We start from the raw sequence: 23079 nt of genomic DNA, 5'->3' as shown, positions 1-23079 counted from the left end.
CGTATCCTGGGCCAAAGTTCGTAGCAAGCGCTTGATCTAGCGACTTCGGAGGCACCCGTGGAGCTCCTGCCGATCAGCACGCCGCACTGCCGGATCGAACGCGACGGGCACGTCCTGACCGTCACCATGAACCGGCCGGAGGCCCGCAACGCGCTCTCCTCCGACATGCTGATCGGGCTGGCGTCGGCGTGGGCGTACGCCTCCGAGGAGCCCGGCGTCCGGGTGGCGATCCTGACCGGCGCCGAGGGCACGTTCTGCGCCGGAGCCGACCTCAAGGCCATGGGACAGCCGTCGAGCGACCCCGACGTCCAGGCCAGGGCCGCCCAGATCCCCAACTTCCACTGGAAGGGCCTGCTCCGCGAGGACCTGCCGACGAAGCCCGTCATCTGCGCGGTCGAGGGCTACGCCGTCGCCGGAGGCACCGAACTCCTGGTGGGCACCGACCTGCGGGTGGTCGCCGAGTCGGCCACCCTGGGGCTTTTCGAGGCCAAGCGCGCCCTGTTCCCGATGGGCGGCAGCGCCGTCCGCCTCCCCCGCCAGATCCCGTACTGCCACGCCATGGACCTCCTGCTGACCGGCCGCGCCATCACGGCCGCGGAGGCCTTGTCGATGGGCCTGGTGAACCGCGTGGTCCCGGACGGCCAGGCACTGGCGGCGGCCCGCGAACTGGCGGACGACGTGGCAAGCTCGGGCCCCCTGGCCGTCCAAGCCATCCTCCGCACCTACCGCGACACCTTGGGCCTCCCGGAACAGGAGGCCCTGAAGGTCTCGGACGAGCTGGGCTGGCCGGTGATCGGCTCAGAAGACGCCAAGGAAGGCACCCGCGCCTTCCGCGAAAAGCGCCCCGCTTTCTACCAAGGCCATTGATGCTCTTATCGACCCATGGGAGCGGCACCATGGCTGATCGCCGTGCCACGGGCGTCATCGATACATGCGTGTTCATCGACCTCGCGGAAATCTCACCCGAGGCCCTTCCGAAGCAGCCGGAACTCACGACCGTCACGCTCGCCGAGTTGCACCAGGGCGTGGCCATGGCCAAGGACGAAGCGTCCCGGGCTGCCCGCATGGAGAAGCTCGGCATCGCCGCCGTCGATTTCGAGCCGCTGCCCTTCGACTCCAAGGCCGCGGCGCGTTATGGCAGCCTGGTCGCGCTCACACTCGCAGCCAAGCGGTATCCCAGGCCGCGGCGCATGGACCTCATGATCGCCGCAATCGCCTCGAGCCGGGGGCTCCCTCTCTACACTCGCAACACGGACGACTTCGTCGGCCTAGAGAGCATGGTCACCGTCGTGCCGGTGTGAGGTCAGTCGGAGGTGAGGTGTTGGAGGCGGTCCAACGCTTCGGTGTACTCCGAGATCAGGTCGTAGACGACGTCCTTAGCGGGTTTGACCTGGTTCATGACGCCGATGATCTGGCCGGCGGGGAAGGTGGCCAGTTCGGCGGCGTCCGAGCGGCCGATGCGGCGCAGAGCGTCTGAGACGAGCATGAACTGCAACGGCATCGGGAGGGTGCCGGGTGACTCCTCCGACTCCCATGCCTCGGTCCACTCGTTCTTGAGCAGGCGGGCGGGCTTGCCGGTCCAGCTGCGGGAGCGGACGGTGTCGCGGGAGGTGGCGGCGAGGATGCGGCGCCTGGCCATCTCCGGGGTGTCGGCCTCCTCGACCGTGAGCCAGATCGAGCCCGTCCAGACGCCCTCGGCCCCGAGCGCCATCCCGGCGGCCATCTGGCGGCCGTTGCCGATGCCGCCCGCCGCCAGCACCGGTACGTCCACCGCGTCCACGACCTGCGGGATGAGCACCATGGTGGAGATCTCGCCGGTGTGCCCGCCGGCCTCGGTGCCCTGGGCGACCACCACGTCCACCCCGACCTCGACCTGCTTGAGCGCGTGGCGCGGGGTGGAGGCGAGGGCGGCGACCTTGACGCCGTGGGCGTGGGCGAGCTCGACCACGTCGGCGGGCGGCGGCCCGAGCGCGTTGGCCAGGAGCGCGATGGGGTGACGCAGGGCGACCTCGACCTGGGGGCGGGCGGTGGCGTCGGTCCAGCCGAGCAGCACCCGGCCGGGGTCGGCGTCCGAGGACAGGGGCGGCACGCCGTGCTTGGCCAGGAGGCCCTCGACGAACGCCCGATGCCCGTCGGGGATCATGGTCTGGAGCCGGCCGACCAGCTCCTCCGGCGCGAAGTCGGCCCCCTCGTACGAGGCCGGCATGACGACGTCCACCCCGTACGGCCGGCCGTCCACGTGGTCGTCGATCCACTTGAGCTCCATCTCGAGCTCTTCCGGGGTGTAGTAGAGCGCGCCGAGCACGCCCATGCCGCCGGCCTTGCTGACGGCGGCGACCACATCCCGGCAGTGGCTGAACGCGAAGATCGGGAGCTCGATTCCGAACATGTCCGTGACGCGTGTCCGCATGGCCTGACAATACGTCTGGAAAGCGGCGAACTGCAACGCGTTCTAGACCAGAACCTTTCGTCTGGTACCGGCGAGTAACCTCTATATGGAACGCGTTCCAGTCAGGACGTCGAGTCAACGAAAAAGGGGCCCGTTCGCACGGGCCCCCGGAAACACCGCGAATGTCACCCGGCGTCGGCCGGGCCGCGGCGCCCCACGATGACGCCGGCCACGACGAGCACGACACCGACCACGAGCAACACCAGCGGGATGATGTTCCGCAGCAGGTTGATCGTGTTCTTGCCGGCCTGGGCGTCCTTGACCAGGTCGTCGACCGTCTTCTCGGTCATCTTCGCGGTCGCGATGAAGGCCGCCGAGCGCTCGACGCCGTCCTGGGTCTTCAGCACCTCGTGCCGCTGCATCTCCTGCCGCACCGGCGACCCGGTGACCGGCTCGATCCAGAACGTCGTCTTGCCGTCGTACCAGCGGTCGACCTGCACGTCACCGGTGGTGCCCGTGATGCCGAGCACGTTGGCGGGCGCACTGCGGGTCTCGGTCTTGGTCGGGGGCACGGTCTGCTCGAAGACGTAGACCGGCAGGCCGTTGACCTTGTCCTCGCGGACGAACGTCGCGTCGAACGCCTTCTGCGCGGTGGCGTTGAACACCTTGTACGTCTTCTTCTCCACGTCGAAGGGGAACTTGTAGACCTGCCCCTCCAGCGTGACCGGCGCCTTCTCGACGCTGGACCCGCAGCAGTTGAGCGCCACCCCGGTGTAGCGGTCGAAGGCGCTGCGCCGCTCGGAGATGTCGATCTGGGGCCGCTTGTTGGTCACGTCGTTGACGACCATGGCCTCGTCCCAGACCACCCGGTCGCTGGTGGCCTCCTTCACGTCACCGCGGGTGGTGACGATGATGTCGAGGTCACCGGTGAGCACCTTGAGATCCTGCAGCGAGAAGTACTGGGCGTTCTTCGCCTCCAGCCGCGAGATGCCGAACTGGTCGGCCGGCGCGGAGATGATCTGGCCCGCCGCCCAGAATTTCAGCAACGGCGCCAGCGCGATGAAGAAAGCCCCGAACCCGATGAGGACGAGCGTTGAGATACGACCCATCGAGGCCTCCGCATTGTAGAACATGTTGTCGTTCGGTGCGATCGTCGAGCATCAAAGTATGACAGGGGGTGCGGCCCGTCAGCGGCGGGCAATCCACCGCAACCAAATCGATAGAAACAGGTTCTATCGTGGTTGCCGCAATCGGTGACATGACAGGGGAGCGGCGATGAAGGGCAGGGACGCGGCACTCGACGGCATCCGCGCGGTGGCCGCGCTCGGCGTCTGGCTGCTGCACGTCGGAAGCAACACCGGCGTGATGTACCGCGACGGCATGCTCCACTGGCTGATGAGCCGCCTGGGCATCGCGGTCCCCATCTTCTTCCTCCTGTCGGGCCTGCTCCTCTACCGCCCGTGGGCGCGCGCGGTGATCGAGGATACGCCACGGCCCCGGCCGCTCGGCTACCTGTGGCGCCGGGTGCTGCGCGTCATGCCCGTCTACTGGCTGGTGAGCGCGCTCGCCCTGTGGGCGTGGGCGTCGTACGACTGGACCGGCTGGCTGAAGTGGATGCTGCTCGCGCAGAACTTCTTCCCCGCCGACCCGACGCCCGACGGCCTCTACCAGATGTGGACGCTGCCCATCGAGATGTCCTTCTACGTGCTGCTCCCTGTGCTGGGCTGGGCGCTGCACCGGTGGGCGCGCGGCGGCAACCGTCCGGTGCGGCTGCTCGCCGGCATCGCGGTGCTGCCGCTGGTCTCGGTGGTCACCGTGGTCGTCGCCCGGCTGTCCGGGCAGCCCGACCTGGCCCTGCTGCTGCCGTACCACCTGGTGTTCTTCGGCTGCGGCATGGCGATGGCGGTGCTGTCGGTGTGGATCGGGCACAGCCGCGTGATCGACTCGCTGGCCCCGCAGCTGCTGGTGCTGGCCGGCCTGCTGTACGCGCTGCTCAGCACCGACCTGGCCGGCCCGCGCACGCTCGTGCTGCCCACCCTGGGGCAGTCGCTGTGGCGGCTCAGCCTGGAGACGGCGGTCGCGGTGCTGCTGGTGGCGCCGTTCGCGCTGGCCTCCAGACCCGGCTCGCTGCGCAACCGGGTGCTCGGCAACCCCGTCGCGAGCTACCTCGGCCGCATCTCCTACAGCTTCTTCCTCTGGCACGCGCCGGTGATCACGCTGCAGCTCGAGCTGACCGGCGCGCAGCCGTTCCAGGCCGACTTCACCAGCGTCGCGGTGATCTCGTTCATCGTGACGATGCTGCTCAGCGTCGGCAGCTACCACCTGATCGAGGTGGCCGCGCTCAAGCTCAGCCGACACCGGTCAGCACCTGCCTCGCCGCCCGCAGCTCGCGCGGCGCTGCCGGCCGCGCCGGCTCCGTGACGAGCTGGCCGAACAGCACGCCGACCGCCGCGCATGACGCGAGCTGCGGCACGTGGTCCAGCAGCACCTCCACGTCGATCCCGTAGTCCCGCAGCGTCATGCCGGCGGCCAGGGACAGCGCCGCCACGCAGAACGCGCCGGCCGCCGCCCAGTGCGCGGGCCACCGCCTGGCCCGCAGCAGCAGGGTCACCAGCACCGCGCCGAGCACCGCCAGCATGCCGGGCCAGCTCGCCGTCCAGCCGCCGAACGCCAGCGCCGCCACCACCACGAGCGGCGCCCGCGGCCGCGACAGCCGGGCGGCCGATGCGGGGGCGGTCTCGCGTACGTGCTCGGGCCGCGGCCCTAGCAGCACGAGGGCGGCGAGGGCGAGCAGCGCGATCCCGGCCAGCCCCAGCAGCAGCGCGAGCCGGTAGAGCCGGTCGGGCAGGTAGTCGAGCCGTACGGTGCCCGAGGTGCCGGCGGGCAGCTCCCACGCCTGCTTCCAGCCGTCGATCCTGACCGGTTTGAGCGTCTCTCCGCCGATACTGGCTCGCCAGCCGGCGTTGAAGTTCTCGTTGACGACGAGGAAGGAGTCCTTGGGCGCGCTGACGGCGACCTCGCGCTGCGACGGCGTCCACGTGCTCGGCACCGCCGAGCCCTCCACGCCGGCGGGCCGCTCGGGCAGCGCCCCGACCACCAGCGCGTCGATCGCGTACGGGTCCCAGCCCGCCACCCGCACCCGGTTGTCCCCGGCGGCGAGCGGCGCCCTCGCGCAGCCCGTGATCCGCACCGGCCGCTGTTCGAGCAGGTCGGCGTGGGTGCCGGTGACCCGGGTGGGGACGCTGCGGCCGTTCACCTCGATGGTCGGGCCGAAGCCGCACGCCAGCCGCAGCGGCACGTCGGCGGGCCGCCCCACCGGGTCCACGCCGGGAATGACCAGCTCGGTCACCTGCAGCCGCTGGGAGAAAGGGGTGAAGCGGAGCTTGAGCCGGCTCGTCTTCATCGCCTTGAACGTCAGGATGCCGTGCTCGTCCACCCGCCCGCCGCGCACGGCCCCGCCGTCGCCGGTCACGATCACGTCGAGCGGCGCCTGGTCGCCACCGGGGCGGCCGATCTGGACGCGGGAGATCGTCTTCCTGCCCTTCCACGCCACGGTGAGCGTCGGCTCCTTGTCGTCGGCGTCGGGGATCCACGTCGTGCTGTCGTCGGCGTCGAACGCCGACCTGGGCGCGACCACGGCGTCGTCGCTGAGCTGGGACGAGCCGGTCACGGTGGTCAGGTCCGCACGGATGCGGGTGTAGCGGTCGATCAGCTCGGAGTCCCGCAGGACCGCCGTTCCGCGCACGGTCACGCTCGAAGCGGCATCGGCGCGGAAGGTCCGGTCGAAACCGGTCTCCTCGCTCTGCTCGGCCAGCGCGACCTCGTTGCAGACCCAGCGCTGCGGGTTGCGCATGCAGGCGGGCCGCGCGTCGAGGCCGCGGTCCATGACGTACGCGTCGCCGCCCTGGCCGGGCAGCCGGATCGTGCGGCCCGCCGTGACGCCGGGGATCGACAGCTCGACCACGCCGATGCGCTGGCCGTACGTCCACGTCTCCGACGCCGTGCCGGCCACCTTGAGCCGCACCCAGCTCGTCGGCCCGTCCGGCACGCGCAGCCGCTGCGGGTCCGTCGTACGGGCGACGTCCTGCACCAGGCCGCCCGACTCGGTCTCCACCGCCACACGTGAGACGGCCTGGCCGAGCAGCAGGTCGGGCGCGAACATGACGTTCACGTACGGGATGCGCATCCGTCCCCGCAGGTCCACCCGCAGCCACTCGCCCTGCGGCGCCTTGGTGCCGTCGGTCTCCCAGCCGGTCTTCGTGTTGCCGTCCATGGCCGCGTACGGCCCGCGTCCCGCGCTGCTGATCCCGGCCGGCGCGTACGGGTCCGCGACCGAGGAGGAGGCGCTGATGCCGGCGATGCCGTCGTACTCGGCGACCGCGGCCTCGTCGAGCCAGCCCTTCTCCAGCAGGTCCAGCGCCCTGACCCCGTCGAAGTCGCGTTTCTTGTCGGCCGTGAGGGTCGGTGACCAGTTCGTCCGCAACTCGCCGAACGAGCGCTCGCGCAGCCGCAGCGCGTCGCTGACCACGGAGGGCGCCTCGCGGGTGCCCGCGTCGCCGTTGACCAGCACCGGCTCGTCGCCCAGCAGGCCGAGGTCGCCCATCGCGAGCAGTGAGTCGGGCCCGCCGCGCACGGCCAGCGCGTCGGCCGCCGGGCGGACGGTGACCAGCTCGGCGGCGTCCGACACCTCGTACAGGTCGAGCGCGGGGAAGGCGGGGTCGAGCGCGTTGACCGCGTCGTCGGTCTCCCTGTCGCCGACCGGCTCGCCGAACGAGCGCACCTTCGTGATGCCCGGCGACTCGCGCAGCGCCTCGTAGACGCGCGACGGCCAGGCGCCCTGGAGGTTCTGGCGGATGAGGTCGTTCCTGACGAGCAGGTGGCGCACGCCGAGCCGGCGCAGCACGGCGGTCACGCCGGCCGAGCCGTGCCCGGAGGTCAGACGCTGGTCGATGGCGTCGAGCAGCCGGGTCAGGCCCACCGAGCCGGGCGGCTCGATCTTCCTGGTGGTCCAGCGGGCCGTGGTCAGGGCCTGGAGCGGCTCGTCCATCGGGCGGCCCCAGACGTACTCGCCGAACTTGGCGCCCGGCACGAGCAGCACGCCGTCGTCGCCCGCGTTGGCGTCCAGCCAGGCGGCGGCCTCGCGCCAGTGGGCGGGCACGTCCTCGAAGTCGCCGGGAGCGGCCAGGCCCTGGTTGAAGACGGGCACGACGAGCGCGGCGCAGGCGGCTACGGCCACCGTACGGACCGGCATCCTGGCCGTGACCAGCAGGTGCGCCAGGCCGAGGGCGAGCGCCAGCCGGACCAGCGGGTCGAACTTGCGCAGGTTGCGCAGCGGCGCGAGGGGCCCGTCGAGCAGCCAGCGCACCGGCTCGGCGGTGACCGGCTCCAGCGCGCCCGCGTGCCCGGCGACCAGTGCCACCACGCCCACCACGAACACCGCCACCAGGAACCCCCTGGCCGGCAGGTCGCGGCGGGTCAGCCCGGCGAGCCCGAGCGCCGCGATCACGCCCGTGACGACGACCATCGAGGCCGCGGTCGCGATCCTGAACCCCGGCGGCTGCTCCAGCACGCCGTTGAGCGGCAGGTAGCGCACCCAGTCGGAGGCGCCGCGCAGCACGTTCGTGAGCGAGGTGACGGCCGTCGTGGTCCCCGCGGTCTCGGTGTACGGCAGGAACGAGAACGCGTACCGGCCGACCAGCAGCAGCGGCAGCGACCAGAACAGGGTGGCCACCGCCACCGCGCCCGACCACCAGCCGAGCAGCCGCCAGCGCGGCACGGGACGCGGCCTGGTGAGGATGTAGAGCACGGGCGCGACCAGCACGGCCAGCACCGCGACCGCGTTGACGCCGCCGCACAGCGCCACCGCCAGCGCCGACCTGATGGCGCCGCGCGCCCGCTGGCCGGTCTCCGACGCGGTGAGCAGCGGCAGCAGGATCCACGGCAGCATCGCGGCGGGCAGCCACTCGACGGAGATCTCGCCGATGATCGACAGCGTGCGCGGAGCCAGCGCGTACGCCAGCGCCCCCGCGATCCTGGTGCCCGGCGAGCCGATGCCGAGCCGCCCCGCCAGCCGCTCCACGCCGAGGAAGGCCACGCACATGAGCAGCGTCAGCCAGAGCCGCTGCGTCACCCACGGCTCGACGCCGCCCAGCTCGCCCAGCGCGAAGAACGGCCCCATCGGGAAGATGTAGCCGGCCACCTGGTTCTGGAGCTGGCCGAAGTGCTGCAGGTCCCACAGGTGGGCGGCGCGCTCCAGCCAGCCGACCGGGTTGAGCGCGAGGTCCATCTTGGTGTCGGAGATGAGGTGGCCCGGCCGGGTGGTGAAGGCGAGCAGGCCGAAGCCGAAGCAGCACAGCAGCAGCCACAGGCGGCGGCGCGCGGCCTCTCCGACCGGCCGCCCCGCCCCGGTCCGCCGCCCGGCCACCAGCTTGTCGGTGGGCAGCCGGGTGGGCAGCAGCGTCCTGATCCGCCCGGTCGCGGGCGGCCTGGCGGCTGGGGTCATGGCCACTCCCGGCCGCCGCCACGAACGCCACCACGCCCCTCGCGCGGGCCGCCGCTGGAGCTGCCGCTCAGGCCGCCGAAGGCGGGGTCTGCGCCGGGGTCGTCGCCGCGCAGGAGGGCGGTGAGGCGGTCGGCGGTGCGGTCCCAGGAGAAGCGATCGGCCCATTCCCGACATTTCACGGTATAAGTGTGGTCCAGCTCGTCGAGTGCGGCGGCGATCCCCTTGGCCAGCCCGGTCCCCTCAGGCAACAGCCACCCGGTCTCACCAGGCCGTATGGCATCGCGCAGCCCGTCCACGTCGAACGCCACGGTCGGCACGCCCAGCGCGGCGGCCTCCAGCACGCTCAGCCCCCAGCCCTCCCCCTGGGAGGCGCTGACGTGCAGCCACGCCCGCGCGACCAGCCGCGCCTTGTCGTCCTCGGGCAGGTAGCCGTGCAGCGTGACGCCTTCGGGCAGCCGGGCCCGCAGGGCGTCCTCCTCAGGGCCTCTGCCGATGACGTCCACGACCAGACCGGGCCGATACGAGCGCAACTCGGCGACGGCGTCCAGCAGCAGGTGCACCCGCTTGTGCGCGACCAGCCGCCCGAGGCAGACCACCCGCGGCTCAGGGCTCTTCGCGACAGGCCCAGGTCGAGCGACACCGACCCCGTTCGGGATGACGTGCACCGGCCCGCGCCACCCGAGCCGCTCGCGCATGGCGAGCGCGGTGGACGGCGAGACGGCGACGCTCGCGTGCCGCCGGTAGCTCCACCGCGACACCGGCCCCTCCAGGAACCGCCCGAACGCCGCCAGCCACCCGGGCATGTGCACCCCGAACTGCCGGTCGTGCACGTGGTGCACCACGCACACCACCCGCGTCCGCCGCCGCACCACCCAGGGGGTGAAGAACGGGATGCCGTTCTGGCAGTCGAGCACCGCGTCGAAGCGCCCCCCGCGCAGCAGCAGCCAGGCCAGCACCAGCGGATAGACGGTGAAGACCCCGCCCATCCGCACAAAAGCGACGCCTTCCACCCGCTCGCGGCGGCGCTGCCCGGGAGCGCGCGCGGTGACGTACCACACCTGATGGCCGGCCCGCGCGAAACGGCGGGCCGACTCCCAGGCGAAGGTCTCGGCGCCACCCGCCTGGGGATGCCAGGGGTCACGCCAGTTGACGACGGCGATCTTCACGGATATCCGACGGGGTCGAGCGGCGGCTCCCACGCCGGCCTGGCAGCGGAGCCGGGTTTCGTGCGCAGCCGCAGCCAGATCCGGCCCAGCTCCAGCACGATGCCGAAGGTGTGCTTGGCCGGCGAGAACCGGGACCCCGGCATGTCCCGCCAGCGCACGGGGATCTCGCAGACCCGGCCGCCCGCCTCGACGCAGCGCGCGAGCAGCTCGACGTCGAAGGCGAAGCCGGGCGTGCGCAGCAGCTCGGCGGTCTCGCGGGCGAGCACGCCGTCGAAGAACTTGAAGCCGCACTGGGTGTCGCTGACGCCGCGGACGAGCGCGCCGGCCAGCGCGCGGAAGCCGTACGCGCCCAGCTCGCGGATCCGGCTGTGCCGGTTCTCCACGCGCGAGTCGCGGTGCGCCCGCGAGCCGATCACCACGCGCTCGCCGGACAGCAGCAGCCCGAACGCGTGGTCGATGGCGTCGAGGTCGGTGGCCATGTCGGCGTCGCAGAAGCCGACGAAGGGCGCGGTGGTGCCGAGCAGCCCGGCGCGGACGGCGGCGCCCTTACCGGGGGTCGCGCACCGGACGAGCCGGACGGGAACGGGCCCGCGCGGCCAGCCCGAGACGATCTCGGCCGTACGGTCGGTGCTGGCGTTGTCCACGACGATGACGGAGGTGGGGAACGGCATGCGGGCAAGCTTCGCGCACAGCTGCAGGAGCCCCCCGGGTAGTCGTCCTTCCTCGTTGTACGCGGGAATGACGATCTCGAGCAGTGGTCGCCGGCTCGCCCCCTCGCCCCCAAGCGGAGAGGGTGCCATGGCGCTTGGGGTTACCGGTCGCCGTAGTTGTAGAGCGGCTGGTTGACCGGCGTGGCCGTGGCGCCGGTGAAGGAGACCGTGGTGACCGTGGCCACGAGTGCCGCCACGGCGACGCCGATGATCGCTGCTAAGAGGATCTTGATCACGGGGGTTCCTCCTGAAGCGGGCGGGTGGTGCGGGCGTCCCCAAACTTAGAACCAATTCTTGCTACTGGGAAGTAGCTAGGCGAAACTCTAACAAAGCCGTTGACGAGGGTACCGATCGAGGTCAGCGGGCCGCCACCTGGCCGTCGAACCGATACAAGCGCAGGTCACCGGTATCGACCAGGACCTTCGCGCTCCGTAGCCACTGGTTGAAACGATGGCGTTCCGCAACTGTCCCCGCGTCGACTATCACGTAGCGAAATCCTGCCGCGCGGAGGTCCGGCGAAGGTCCTACTAGTACGCGTTCTACCTCCTGGGCGCGGGGGTCCTCGCTGCCGACGACCAGGTCGCCGACCCGTACGGCGTCGTTGGTCACCACCCGCCGCCCCGCCACCGCGAAGAAGCGCTGGGCCGGGTCGAGCACCGCCCGGTGCCCGTTCCACGGGAAGCGCCGGTACGACTCGAACGGCAGCACCAGCACCTCGCCCGGCTCCGGGTCCCGCCTGATCACCTCGCGCGCGGCCGTCCAGCCGTCGGGGTAGCGCACGGCGTCCAGCCGCCCGAGCGCGCCCCACGCGAGGGTCGGCAGCACCGCGACCGGCACCAGCACCAGCGCGCCCACCCACGCCTTGCGGCCCGCCACGTGCTCGGCCAGCAGCCCCAGCCCGAGCGCCGCGACGAGGGCCAGCGGCGCCACGTACTGCTGGGCGTCCCTGAACACCCCGAACCCGCCCCACACGCCGATCAGCCACTCGAACGCCGCCCGCCCTGGCCCGCTCACCCCCACGGACGCCACCGCCAGCCCGACGGCGGCGGCCCCGGCCGGCCCCCACTTGTGCGGCAACCGGCTGCGCAGGAACGCGGCCACCCCCGCCAGCGTCAGCACCAGCCTGGCCACCGCGCCGACGACGCTCTCGTAGCCGGGCGGCACCGCGTACGCGTTCCAGATCCCGCCCAGCGACAGCAGGCTGCCCACCGCGCCGAACGGCGTGTCCGCCCTGGCCGCGAACGCCGCGACCCCCACCGGGTCACCCTCGATCCCGTACGGCCGCAGCGCCGTCACCACCAGCCACGGCAGGCTGAACAGCGCCAGCACCACGGCCACCTTGGCGACCACTCGCGGGCGCGGCACGGCGGCGGGCAGCGCGGTGATCGCGGTCACCGTCATCGCCGCGAACCCGCCCACGGCCGCGGGCAGCATCGCCAGGGCGAGCCGCCGCCCCGACCACACGGCCCGCACCACCCAGGGCAGCCCGGCGTACCCGAGTAGCAGCGCCCACTGCCCGATGAGCAGCCGCTCGGCGACGTACGGGTTCCACACGTAGAAGGCCCCCGCCACCAGGCGCGGCCCGAGCGAGTCCGACGGCACCAGCAGCGCCGTCCCCGAGCAGCCGAGCACGAAGATCCCCAGCAGGATCGCCTTCTGCACCAGCTCGGCCGGCAGCACCTGCGCCAGCGCGGTCACCACGGCGTCGCTGGGCACCACCCGCGCCGCCCCGCCCGCCAGCCCGAACGTGAAGCGCGAGAACTCCGGCTCAGGCACGAACACCATGTCCTGGACCAGCACGAACCCCCAGCCCAGCGCCGGGCCGAGCGCCACGCAGCCGAGCACCAGCCCGAGCAGGGCGGCGGCGAGCCCGGCACGGGCGGGGTGAGACATCCCGCTATGACATCACAACCGGGACACGATCATTCCTTCGCGGCCGGTCCCGTGATTACGCTGCGCCCGGGGGAGGACGGGGATGACGACCATGTGGCAGCGGTTGCGCGAGCGCGACGCCGTGCTGACCGCCGGCCTGGTGATGGTCGCCGTGCAGCTCGTGTGGAAGTACGAGCTGGTCAGGCGGACGTTCTTCCGCCAGGACGACTTCCACTACATCATGCGCGGCCAGGAGAGCGGCCTCACCTGGGACTACCTGATGTGGGTGGACGTCGGCCACCTGCTGCCCGGCGGCTTCGGCATCTCGTGGGCGATGGCCAGGCTCGGCGGCTACAACGAGCTGATCGCCCACGCCACCACGATGACGCTGCAGGCCGGGGCGAGCCTGGCGATGCTGCGGCTGCTGTGGGTGCTGTTCGGTCCGCGGCCGGCGATCCTCGTGCCGCTCGGGCTCTACCTGATCACACCGATGACCGTGCCGTCGCTGTCGTGGTGGGCGGCCGTGCTGGAGACGCTGCCGCTGCAGCTCGCGCTGCCGATGGCGCTGGCCTCCCACGTGCTCTACGTGCGTCATGGGCGTGCCCGGCATCTGGTGGCGGCGTGCGCGTGGACGGTGTTCGGGCTGCTGTTCTTCGTCAAGGCCGCGTTCATCCCCGTGCTGATGCTGGTGGTGACCGTCTTCTGGCTGGCGCCGCGCGGGTGGTGGCGGCTGTGGCGGGCCTGGGTGCCGTACGCGGTGATCCTCTCCGCGTACGCGGCCGTCTTCTTCACCGGGCTCTACGGCTCCGTGCAGCTCAACGACGCCACCCAGACCCCCGAGTTGCCCGATGTGGGGACGGCGGCCGAGTTCGCGTGGCTGCTCGGTGTCCGCGCGCTGGTGCCGTCGGCGCTGGGCGGGCCCTGGCAGTGGCGGCCGATCGGCGACGACTACGCGATGGCGGCCACGCCGGAGCCGCTCGTCTGGGCCGGGCTGGCGGTCGCAGTCGTCGTCGTGCTGGTGTCGCTGCGGCATCGGCGGGGGGCCTGGGCCGCCTGGCTGACGCTGCTCCTCTACTTCCTGCTGGCCGACGTGGTGCCGGTGTTGCTCGGCAGGATCGAGGTGCTCGGGCCCGGCGTGCTCGGCCACGAGCTGCGCTACCTCGCCGCCACCGCCACCGTCGTGGCGCTCGCCGCCGGGCTGGCCTTCATTCCGCTCGACGGCGAGGAACGTCCCTGGTCACGGCCCCTGCCTCGATGGCGGCTCGGCTGGGTGCCGCTGGCCGCCGTCGTCGCCGCCGGCTCGGTCTGGTCCGTCGCCGCGTACGCCGACCGGCCGCTCGGCCGGACCGTGCGCGACTACGTGCGGACGGCCGAGCGGGCGCTGTCCCAGGTGCCCTCGGGGACGGTGGTGCTGGACACGTACGTGCCGCCCCAGGTCGCCGCGCCCGTCTTCTTCCACGAGTACGCCCGGCACTCCAAGCTCCTCGGCGTGCCGCGCCCGTGGCCGGTGGCCTGGGTCGACGAGCTGAACGGGCCGCTGCGCGAGCCGCTGACCTTCGACGCGCGCGGTCGGCTGCGGCCGGTCACCGTGCGCGGGCTGCGGGTGCCGCAGCGCACGTGCGTACCGGTCGGGGCCGATGAGGTGCGCTTCCGGCTGCCCGCGCCACTGCCCGGCGGCGTCCACACCGCCCAGATCTCCTACCTGAACGCCGCACCGACCACCCTCGCGGTCCGGCTCGGCGGCCCGGGCCACGCGCAGGCCGCCGCCGGCAAGGACCTCGGAACGACGTACGCCCAGGTCCACGGCCAGGGAGCCGACCTGTTCCTGCGCGCGCTCGGCCCTGACGCCTGCGTCGGCGAACTCAGGATCGGCCGCCCTGCCCCCGACGAGGACGGCCCGGCCATCCCCCTGGGATGACCGGGCGCTGGTTCTACTTGCCCGGCTCGGGGTCCCTCGGCAGGCCAAGCATGCGCTCGCCGATGATGTTGAGCTGCACCTCCGTGGTGCCGCCGTAGATCGTCATGGCGCGGGTCGCGAGCACCGCCCTGTTCCAATAGCCGGCGTCGCCCAGCTTCATGTCCGCGGCGACCACGGCGGACGTCCCGAGCAGCTCCACCGCCGTCTCCGACACGTGCTGCGCGTGCGAGGTGGACAGCAGCTTCCGTACGGAGGCGTCCGCGCCCGGCTCGCCGCCGGCCAGCTGCTTGAGCGTCACCCGCAGCGACAGCGCGTTGATCGAGTGGCCCTCGCAGACCACCTCGGCCACCCGCTGCTTCTCGGCCGGCGTCAGCTCCCTGCCCAGCCGCCCGGCCAGGCCCAGCAGGTCGGGCACCGACGCGCCCGTGCCGCCCGAGCCGGACGACAGCGACACGCGCTCGTTGGACAGCGTGTTGCGCGCCACCTTCCAGCCCTGGCCCACCTCGCCGACGACCAGGTCGTCCGGCACGAACACGTCGTCGAGGAACACCTCGTTGAACAGGTTCTCGCCGGTCATCTCCGTCAGCGGCCTGACCGTCACGCCCGGCGCCTTCATGTCCACCAGGAAGTACGTGATGCCCTCGTGCTTGGAGCCCTCGCTGGAGTTGCGGGCGATGCAGATGCCCCACTCGGCCACATGCGCGACCGAGGTCCAGATCTTCTGGCCGTTGAGCTTCCAGCCGCCCTCGACCTTCTCCGCCTTCATCTGCAGCGAGGCCAGGTCGGAGCCCGCGCCCGGCTCGGAGAAGAGCTGGCACCAGATCATCTCACCGCTGAGCGTCTTGGGCAGGAAGCGCTGCTGCTGCTCAGGCGTCCCGTACGCGACGACGGACGGCACCACCCAGGCACCGATGATCATGTTGGGCAGGCGTACCTTGGCGGCCTTGAGCTCCTGCGCGAGCAGCACCTGCTCCAGCGGCTTGGCGCCGCGGCCCCACGGCTTCGGCAGGTGCGACATCACGAAGCCGCGCTCGGCCAGCGCCCGCTTCTGCTCCTTGCCCTCCAGTCCGGCGATCTCCGCGATCTCGGCCCGGATCGACTCGCGCAGCTCCTCCGCGCCCTCCGGCAGGTCGATCTCCATCTCCCGCGCCACGCCCGCCAGCGCCAGCTCCGCCACCGTGCCCGCCCACTCGGCCGACGAGCCGAGCAGCGCGCGCAGGGTGAGCGCGCGGCGGTAGTAGAGGTGCACGTCGTGCTCGAAGGTGTAGCCGATGCCGCCGAACGTCTGGACGGCGTCCTTCGCGCACTGCACGGCCGCGTCGGGGGCCATCACCCCGGCGACGGCGGCGGCGAACTCCAGCTCCTTGCCCTCGGCGCGGGTGGCGTCCCAGACCGTGGCGCGGGCCTGCTCCAGCGCGACCAGCATGCGCGACAGCTTGTGCTTGATGCCCTGGAACTGGCCGATCGGGCGGCCGAACTGGACGCGCACCTTGGCGTACTCGGAGGCGGCCGTCACGCACCACGACGCGAGGCCCGCCGCCTCGGCCCCCAGCAGGATCGCCGCGATGCCGCGCACGTCGGCGCGCTGCACGCCGCCCAGGATGCCCGACGCGGGCACCCTGACGCCGTCCAGCTCGACCTTGGCGACCGGCCTGGTGAGGTCGAGCGACTTCAGCTCGGTGACGGTGGCCGACGCGGCCTCGACCAGCACCCACTCCTCGCCGTCGTCGGTGGTGACGGGCAGCACGAGCGAGTCGGCCAGCGAGCCGCCCAGCACGGGCTCGGCGGTGCCGGAGACGACCAGCGAGCCGTCCTCCGTGCGCGTGCCGGTCAGGCTGCCGGTCAGCGCGACGGCGGCGGTCAGGGTGCCGTCGGCGTACTGCTCCAGGTGCTCGGGGCGCTTCGACGCGCCGATGACCGCGCTGGCCAGCACGGTCGGGACGTACGGGCCCGGCGCCATCCGCTCGGCCAGCGCCTCGATCGCGACGGCCGCCTCCAGCAGGCCGTAGCCGGAGCCGCCGTGCTCCTCGGGCACGTGCAGGCCGAGCAGCCCCTGCTCGGCGAGGCCCGCCCAGAACGGCGGACGCCCCTCGGTGCCCGCGCGCAGCAGCTCCGAGGGGATGTTCCGCTCGGCCCAGCCGCTCACCGACTCGCGGAGCGCCTCGTGCTCCTCGCTCAAACCGATCGCCATTACTCATCCTCCAGCCAGGTCCGAGTCATGCCCAGAACCATATTCTAGAGGATGCTTCTGCCTCTCGGTCAGAGTGGACGAACCTGCTCCGCGAGCGTGTTCAGATCGCGCCATCGGGCCTTGTTCGCCTCCGGGATCGACGCCATCAGCATCGCCGGCTTCGTCTTGCCCACCTCGATCACCGTCACCATCGCCTGCGCCACCTGCTTCTTACCGCCCGAGGTGAACGTCACCTTGTAGCCCAAGGTCCAGCCCTTGCCCACCGGGACCTTCTTCGACGCCGTCCACTCGTCCAGCGTCGCGCCCTTCGGATACTGGGTGCGGATCGTCCAGCGGGCCGCCTGCGTCGCGATCGCCCGGTAGTCGGCGTTCGACGACGGCTTCTTCTCCGGCGCGTCGCCCGGGAGCATCGCCGAGGCGACCACCGTGTGCGGCACCGCGACCTTGCCGATGCGCTGGGCGATCGAGAACGGCGAGAACGACTTCGCCGTCCACGGCGCGGCCAGCCTCGGGTAACTGATGCCCGACTTCTTGTCGGTGATCGTCCCCGTGACCGCGGACGCCGTTCCGGAGAACGCGGCGTACTTCTTGCTCGCCGGGACGGGCGGCAACACGATCGGCGTCTCGGTCGCCGTCGGGCTCGCCGACGCGGACGGCGTCGGCGTCGTAGGCACCGGCGCCACCTGCACGACCTGCTCCTGCTCCCGGTTGGGCACATCCCCGGAGAACACCACGAACACCAGCAGAACAGCCAGAACCGTCGCCAGGATGGCCCCGAACAGGTAAACCACCTTGATCGGAATATCCCCGAGCCCGCGCCGCTTGGGCGGCGGCGCCACCAACGCCCGCACCCCGGGCTGCCCGAACTGCTGCTCCTGCCCACCAGCGACCGCGCCCCCCGGCCCGGCAGGCGGCACAGGACGGGGCCCTGAGCCCGGCATCGGCGCCGCGTAAGGACCCGGCGGCGGCACAGGATTCGCCCCCGAATGCGGCCCTGGCCCGATGTGCAGAGCCGCCCCGTGCGGCGGGACGGGATTGCCTCCCGAGTGCGGCTGAGGCCCGGGATACGGCCCAGCCCCAGGCGGCGGCCCAGGATTCGGCCCCGACTGAGGCCCCGACTGAGGCCCCGGCCCGGCATAGGGGCCCACCCCCGGCGGCGGACCCGGATGAGACCCTGACAGCGGCCCTACCCCAGGCAGCGGAACCGGATCAGCCCCTGGCTGGGGCCCACGCCCCGGCGGCGGCCCCGCATGTGGCCCCGCGTGCGGCCCAGACCCGACATTCGACCCAGCACCCGGCGGCACGGGGTTGGACCCGGCACCTGGCGGCACCGGGTGCGGTCCACCACCGGGCGGCACGGGGTTGGACCCGACACCCGGCGGCACCGCGTTCGGTCCGGCACCGGGCGGCACGGGGTTCGGTCCGACACCGGGCGGCACGGGGTTCGGTCCCGAGCCCGGCCTAGGCGGCCCATAAGGCGGCACACCCTGCACCGGCTTGGCATCGGGCTTGGTGATGGGCGCAACCTTCCGCCCAAGATCCTGCGATGGCGCCGAACGCGGCGCCACACGCCGCCCCGACTCCTCCTCAGCCGCAGTTCCTTGCCCAGCCTCAGCCCCCGCCGCAACACCCTGCGACGCAGAACCACCAGCCCCCTTGCCCGCCCCAGCGCTCTGCCCGGAGCCGGCGCCCTTGGCGGGTGTCGTGCCCGGCTTGGGACCGCTCGGCCGTCCTCCACCCGAGCCCGCACCCTTACCCGCCGCAGCACCCTGAGCCGACCCCGCGCCACCGCCCGAGACCGCGCTCTTGCCCGGCGTCGCACCCTTGGCGGGGGCGGCGGGCTTGCCTGAGGGGGCGCCTGGTTGGGGGGCCGCTGGTTGTCCACCGCTCGGGCCCGCAGCCTTACCGGCCGGAGCGCTCTGGGCCGGGCCCGTACCACCGCTCTTGCGCGGCACCGCACCCTCACCCGAGGCGGGCGCCTTGTCCGAGGCCGTGTCCTGAGCGGGCCCGCCACCCTTACCCGGCCCGCCCGCCTTACCTGGCGTGGCCCCCTTGGCCGGGGCGGCAGTCTCGCCCGGCACCGTGCCCTTACCCGGTGCCGCACCCTTCGCAGGGGCGGCAGCCTTGCCCGGAGTCGCGCCCTTCGTCTGCCCGGAGTCCTTGCCCGGAGTTGCACCCTTCGGGGGCTCGGAGTCCTTGGCGGGGGATTTGGGGTCCTTGGCCGGGGTGGAGGGCTTGGTGTCGGGGGTTGGGAGGGGGATTTTTACCGTTTCCTCGGCGGGCAGGACGATCTTGCGGAACGGGGTGGTGGGTGGGTCATACGTAGGTGTCTGCTCGCCGTCGTCCGCCATGGCCATGAGGTTACGTCACCGACGAGCACGATATTTCCTCTATTCCCCCAGCAGAATCTAATTCTGTAATGTCAGCGAACATGAGGGGTTTCTACGAGATCGCCGCCCACGACCCAGAACGCCCCGCCCTCCTCGGCGACCAGGGCACGACCTACGGCGCGCTGCTGGACCGGGTCAACCGCGCCTCCAACGGCCTGACCTCGCGCGGCGCCGGACCGGGCGACTGCGTGGTGACCGTGCTGAAGAACGGGCTCGACGCCCTGACGATGATGCTGGCGACGTACCAGATCGGCGTCTACCTCGTCCCCGTCAACTGGCACTTCACCACCGAGGAGATCGACTACATCGTGGCCGACTGCCAGGCCAAGGCGGTGATCTCCCCGGACGCGCTCACGGTGCCCGAGCTGACCGAAGGCGAGCCCGCCACGCCACCGCCGCTCCGCAAGGCGGGCTCGATGATGCTCTACACCTCCGGTACGACAGGCCGCCCCAAAGGCGTCCGCCGCCGCCTGCTGGACCTGACGCCGGAGGAGCTGTACCCGATCCTCATGCGCAAGAGCTGGCGCCACTTCGATCTCCCGATGGACGGCGTGCACCTGGTGTGCTCGCAGCTCTACCACTCGGCCCCGTACGGCCAGGCGATGATGGCGCTGCAGTTCGGGCACGCGATCGTGGCGCCGGAGCGGTTCGAGGCCGCTGCCACGCTGGAGCTGATCGAGCGGCACCGGGTGACGAACGCGTTCATGGTGCCCACCATGTTCCACCGCATGCTGGACGTACCGAACAGGGACAAGTACGACCTGTCATCCCTCACCCACCTCTACCACGGCGCCGCCCCCTGCCCGCCGGCCACGAAGAAGGCGATGATCGACTGGCTGGGCCCGGTGCTGTGGGAGTACTACGGCTCCACGGAGGCCGCGGTGGCGACCATGGTGTCGTCGGAGGAGTGGCTGGCCAGGCCGGGCACGGTGGGCAGGGCGCTGGACGGGATGACGTTCACGATCATCGGCGAGGACGGCGAGGAGCAGCCGCCGGGCTCCCCCGGCCTGGTCTACATCGGCGGCATCAACCGGTTCGAGTACCACGGCGACCCCGGCAAGACGGCCTCGACGATGCGCGGACGCGCGTACACGCCGGGCGACATCGGCTACCTCGACGAGGACGGCTACCTGTTCCTGCTGGACCGGCGTACCGACCTGATCATCTCCGGCGGGGTCAACATCTACCCGGCGGAGGTCGAGGCGGCGCTGCTCGAACACCCCTCCGTGGCCGACGTCGCGGTGATCGGGGTGCCCGACCCGGAGTGGGGGCACAAGGTGGTGGCCCTGGTGCAGCCGGCCGCCGGGGTGAGCGCGGGGGACGAGCTCACGGCCGAGCTGCTGCGCCACTGCGCGCCCCGTCTGGCCAGGCTCAAACACCCCCGGGTGATCGAGTACCGCGAGTCGCTGCCCCGCACCCCGACCGGCAAGCTCAGCAGGAGAAACGTCAGGGAGGCGTATCTTTCGGGGTGAGCTGGGCAGTTCACCTTTCCATGAGGGAGATCGCCGCAGGACTGGCCGCCGCCGCAGTGCTGCTGACAGGCTGCGGCCCTCCCCCGACCACGACGGGCGCCGCCACACCCACCGCGACCAGGCCCACGTCGCCGTCCCCGACGACGTCCCGTCCCGTCTCGCCGCAGGGCCTGGAGGCGGCGTACGAGAAGGTGATCGCCGACGTCCTGCCGTCCATCGTGCAGATCAACACGAAGGTCGGGCTCGGCTCGGGCATCGTTTTCGACCACAGCGGACACATCGTCACGAACGCCCACGTCGTCGGCCAGGCCACGCAGATGACCGTCACCATCGCCACGGGCGGGGCGCCGCGGTCGGCCCGGCTGGTCAAGTCGTTCCCAGCGGGCGACCTCGCGGTGATCAAAGTGGACAAGGCGGACGGGCTGCGGCCGGCGAAGTTCGGCGACTCGTCCAAAGTGCGGGTCGGACAGATCGTGCTGGCCATGGGCAACCCGCTCGGGCTGTCCGGCAGCGTGACGAACGGCATCGTCTCCGCACTCGGCCGTACGGTCACCGAACCCCAGGACCCGGGCTCCCCCGGCGCCACCATCGCCGGCGCCATCCAGACCTCCGCCGCCATCAACCCCGGCAACAGCGGCGGCGCGCTCGTCGACCTGTCGGGCAGCGTGATCGGCATCCCGACCCTCGCCGCCACCGACCCGCAACTGGGCGGCGGCGCCGCGCCCGGCATCGGCTTCGCCATCCCGAGCAACACGGCCACCGACATCGCCCGCCAGATCATCAAGAACGGCAAGGTCACCAACAGCCACCGCGCCGCCCTGGGCATCCGCGGCAGCACGGTCATCGGCTCGGACGGCCAGCCCGCCGGGGTCGGGGTGGCGAGCGTCGAACGCGGCGGCGGCGCCGAGAAGGCCGGCATCCGGCCCGGCGACGTGATCACCTCGATCAACGGCAAGCCCACGAACACCATGGCCGCCCTGGCGGAGATCATCACCACCCTCCGGCCCGGCGCCCGCGTCAAGGTGACCCTGATCCGCGCCGACGGCACCGACGAAACCGTCACCGTCACCCTCGGCCAACTCCAAGCCGACTAGGCGCCCAGAGGGCTCGGCCCACCACTCCACGACGCTCGAGACAGCAGCCCTGGGGGCCCGGCCCACGGCGCTCGAGACGGCAGCCCTGGGGGCCCGGCCCACCGCCTTCCGGGGCTCAGGGCTGCCAACCCTGGGCGCGCCCTCGCGGGGTCACCGCCCTCGATTCCGCCATGCGCGAGCGCTTCACGTCCGCGGGGAGTCACTGTTTGGCGGTGAAGATGATCTCGACGCGGCGGTTCTTGGCGCGGTTGGCCTCCACCGGCTTGCCGTCCACCAGGTTCGGCAGTCTGGGGCGGCTCTCGCCGTACCCCTGCGCCTGGAGGGTCACGCCGGCGTCGGTGAGCAGCCCGCGCATGGCCCGCTCGACCGACTGGGCGCGGCGCAGCGACAGCGTACGGTTGTAGGCGTCGGCGCCCTGGTCGTCCGTGTGCCCCTCGATCTTGACGACCCCGCCGGCCCCCTCCGTCCTGACCTTGCGCGCCACCTTGGCGAGCCGGTCGCGCGCCTTGGCGGTGACCTGCCACTTGTCGAGCGCGAACAGCACGTCGCTGGTCACCGCCACGGTCACCTGGCGCCCTTGGGTGGTCTCGCTCTCGGTGCCGTCCATGGACTCGACCTCGCCGATGATGTCCTCGACGGGCAGCACGAGGTCCTCGACGGCCCCGATGGCGTCGGCGGGCACGCTGGGCGGGGGCGTCGGCGACAGCGCGGGCAGCAGGGTGACGGCGAGCGCGACGCTAAGAGATCGGAACATCGCTGAGCACGCCGATCATCGGCATCTCGACGTTGATTTTGGTGACGTCGGGCGGCGGGGCGGCGAAGACGGCGTACAGCGTGGAGGCGTCGCCCGACTCCAGGAACTGCCCCTGCGTGCCCGAGCACACGCACCCGGCGTCCTCACTCGTCCCGTTGCGCGCCACCCGGTAGCGCTTGGCGTTGACGGGATCGATGAGGGAGACGTTGGAGACGGTGAAGTCGAGCGCCGCCCTGCCCATGCCGTTGTGCAGGTTGACCTTGCCGTCGGTCGCGGTGACCGTCCAGGTGAGGCTGACGGTCTTGCCCTGGCGGCGCAGGGAGGTGATGTCGACCCGGGCGGCGCCGTGCATGTCGCCCGCGCCCGTCTTGGCCTCGCGGGTGGCGATCACGGTGGTGTCCTGGGCGGGCGCCTGCTGGGCTGACCCGGTCGACGTCTGGGTCGACGTCTGGGTCGGCGCCTGGGTGGACGTCTGGGTCGGCTGGGCCTGCTGGGCGGATTCCTGGGCGGCGGTCTGCGTCTGCCGCTCCTCGCCGCCACCGGCGCCGGGCGGGCCGGGGATCATGCCGCAGCCCGCCAGCGCGAGAGCCGCGACAGCCGGCGCGAACAACTTACGCATCG

The 23079-nt window shown here is 72.1% G+C and carries 17 protein-coding genes; 6 read left to right on the top strand and 11 right to left on the bottom strand.

The features are described from left to right. Positions 1-57 precede the first annotated feature (57 nt). The gene (locus AB0K18_RS33455) at positions 58-867 is read left to right on the top strand and encodes a crotonase/enoyl-CoA hydratase family protein (RefSeq protein WP_364922412.1); all 810 of its coding nucleotides are present in this window, start codon (positions 58-60) and stop codon (positions 865-867) included. 29 nt (positions 868-896) lie between these two features. Continuing rightward, positions 897-1301 (top strand): type II toxin-antitoxin system VapC family toxin, encoded by a 405-nt coding sequence (locus AB0K18_RS33450; protein ID WP_364922409.1) that lies wholly within the window; start codon positions 897-899, stop codon positions 1299-1301. Between the two features lie 2 nt (positions 1302-1303). Here AB0K18_RS33450 and AB0K18_RS33445 read toward each other — a convergent pair whose 3' ends face one another. Both AB0K18_RS33445 and AB0K18_RS33440 read right to left on the bottom strand, forming a co-directional pair. After that, entirely contained in the window at positions 1304-2410 is a 1107-nt protein-coding gene (locus AB0K18_RS33445; protein ID WP_364922406.1) for a nitronate monooxygenase family protein, read from the bottom strand. Positions 2411-2574: 164 nt separating this feature from the next. Continuing rightward, entirely contained in the window at positions 2575-3498 is a 924-nt protein-coding gene (locus AB0K18_RS33440) for a DUF3068 domain-containing protein (RefSeq protein ID WP_364922403.1), read from the bottom strand. A gap of 166 nt (positions 3499-3664) precedes the next feature. Here AB0K18_RS33440 and AB0K18_RS33435 point away from each other — a divergent pair, with 166 nt between their 5' ends. Next, entirely contained in the window at positions 3665-4810 is a 1146-nt protein-coding gene (locus tag AB0K18_RS33435; RefSeq protein ID WP_364922400.1) for an acyltransferase, read from the top strand. Here AB0K18_RS33435 and AB0K18_RS33430 read toward each other — a convergent pair. The 5 genes from AB0K18_RS33430 to AB0K18_RS33410 form a co-directional block, all read right to left on the bottom strand. Continuing rightward, complete coding sequence (locus AB0K18_RS33430; protein ID WP_364922397.1) at positions 4737-8891, bottom strand: alpha-(1->3)-arabinofuranosyltransferase family protein; 4155 nt, start codon at positions 8889-8891, stop codon at positions 4737-4739. The two genes, AB0K18_RS33435 and AB0K18_RS33430, sit on opposite strands and share 74 nt — an antisense overlap. Next, complete coding sequence (locus tag AB0K18_RS33425; RefSeq protein WP_364922394.1) at positions 8888-10057, bottom strand: glycosyltransferase family 4 protein; 1170 nt, start codon at positions 10055-10057, stop codon at positions 8888-8890. The genes AB0K18_RS33430 and AB0K18_RS33425 overlap by 4 nt, the downstream gene beginning before the upstream one ends. Next, on the bottom strand, positions 10054-10857 hold the full coding sequence (locus tag AB0K18_RS33420) for a glycosyltransferase (RefSeq protein WP_364922391.1): 804 nt from the start codon (positions 10855-10857) through the stop codon (positions 10054-10056). The genes AB0K18_RS33425 and AB0K18_RS33420 overlap by 4 nt, the downstream gene beginning before the upstream one ends. Positions 10858-10868: 11 nt before the next feature. After that, entirely contained in the window at positions 10869-11003 is a 135-nt protein-coding gene (locus AB0K18_RS33415; protein WP_281394582.1) for a hypothetical protein, read from the bottom strand. A 121-nt stretch (positions 11004-11124) separates the two neighbouring features. Continuing rightward, positions 11125-12660, bottom strand: coding sequence for a hypothetical protein (locus tag AB0K18_RS33410; protein WP_364922388.1), 1536 nt, complete (start codon positions 12658-12660; stop codon positions 11125-11127). Between the two features lie 82 nt (positions 12661-12742). Between AB0K18_RS33410 and AB0K18_RS33405 the strand changes: the two genes are divergently transcribed. Continuing rightward, positions 12743-14557 (top strand): hypothetical protein, encoded by a 1815-nt coding sequence (locus AB0K18_RS33405; protein WP_364922385.1) that lies wholly within the window; start codon positions 12743-12745, stop codon positions 14555-14557. A gap of 13 nt (positions 14558-14570) precedes the next feature. On the opposite strand, the gene AB0K18_RS33400 is transcribed toward AB0K18_RS33405, so the two are convergent. Then, the gene (locus AB0K18_RS33400; RefSeq protein WP_364922382.1) at positions 14571-16748 is read right to left on the bottom strand and encodes an acyl-CoA dehydrogenase; all 2178 of its coding nucleotides are present in this window, start codon (positions 16746-16748) and stop codon (positions 14571-14573) included. A gap of 68 nt (positions 16749-16816) precedes the next feature. Next, the gene (locus tag AB0K18_RS33395) at positions 16817-17599 is read right to left on the bottom strand and encodes a hypothetical protein (protein WP_364922379.1); all 783 of its coding nucleotides are present in this window, start codon (positions 17597-17599) and stop codon (positions 16817-16819) included. A gap of 1580 nt (positions 17600-19179) precedes the next feature. Between AB0K18_RS33395 and AB0K18_RS33390 the strand changes: the two genes are divergently transcribed. Then, positions 19180-20610, top strand: a complete 1431-nt coding sequence (locus tag AB0K18_RS33390; protein ID WP_364922376.1) for an AMP-binding protein — start codon at positions 19180-19182, stop codon at positions 20608-20610. A gap of 20 nt (positions 20611-20630) precedes the next feature. Then, on the top strand, positions 20631-21704 hold the full coding sequence (locus AB0K18_RS33385; protein WP_364922373.1) for a trypsin-like peptidase domain-containing protein: 1074 nt from the start codon (positions 20631-20633) through the stop codon (positions 21702-21704). 199 nt (positions 21705-21903) lie between these two features. On the opposite strand, the gene AB0K18_RS33380 is transcribed toward AB0K18_RS33385, so the two are convergent. Both AB0K18_RS33380 and AB0K18_RS33375 read right to left on the bottom strand, forming a co-directional pair. After that, positions 21904-22458 (bottom strand): OmpA family protein, encoded by a 555-nt coding sequence (locus AB0K18_RS33380; protein WP_364922370.1) that lies wholly within the window; start codon positions 22456-22458, stop codon positions 21904-21906. After that, on the bottom strand, positions 22442-23077 hold the full coding sequence (locus AB0K18_RS33375) for a hypothetical protein (protein WP_364922368.1): 636 nt from the start codon (positions 23075-23077) through the stop codon (positions 22442-22444). Before AB0K18_RS33375 ends, AB0K18_RS33380 begins: the two co-directional genes overlap by 17 nt. Between the last annotated feature and the right edge of the window lie 2 nt (positions 23078-23079).

The organism is Nonomuraea sp. NPDC049421 (genome assembly GCF_040677005.1).
Taxonomy (GTDB): Bacteria; Actinomycetota; Actinomycetes; order Streptosporangiales; family Streptosporangiaceae; genus Nonomuraea; species Nonomuraea salmonea.
This window is presented reverse-complemented; position numbering and strand designations above follow the sequence as displayed.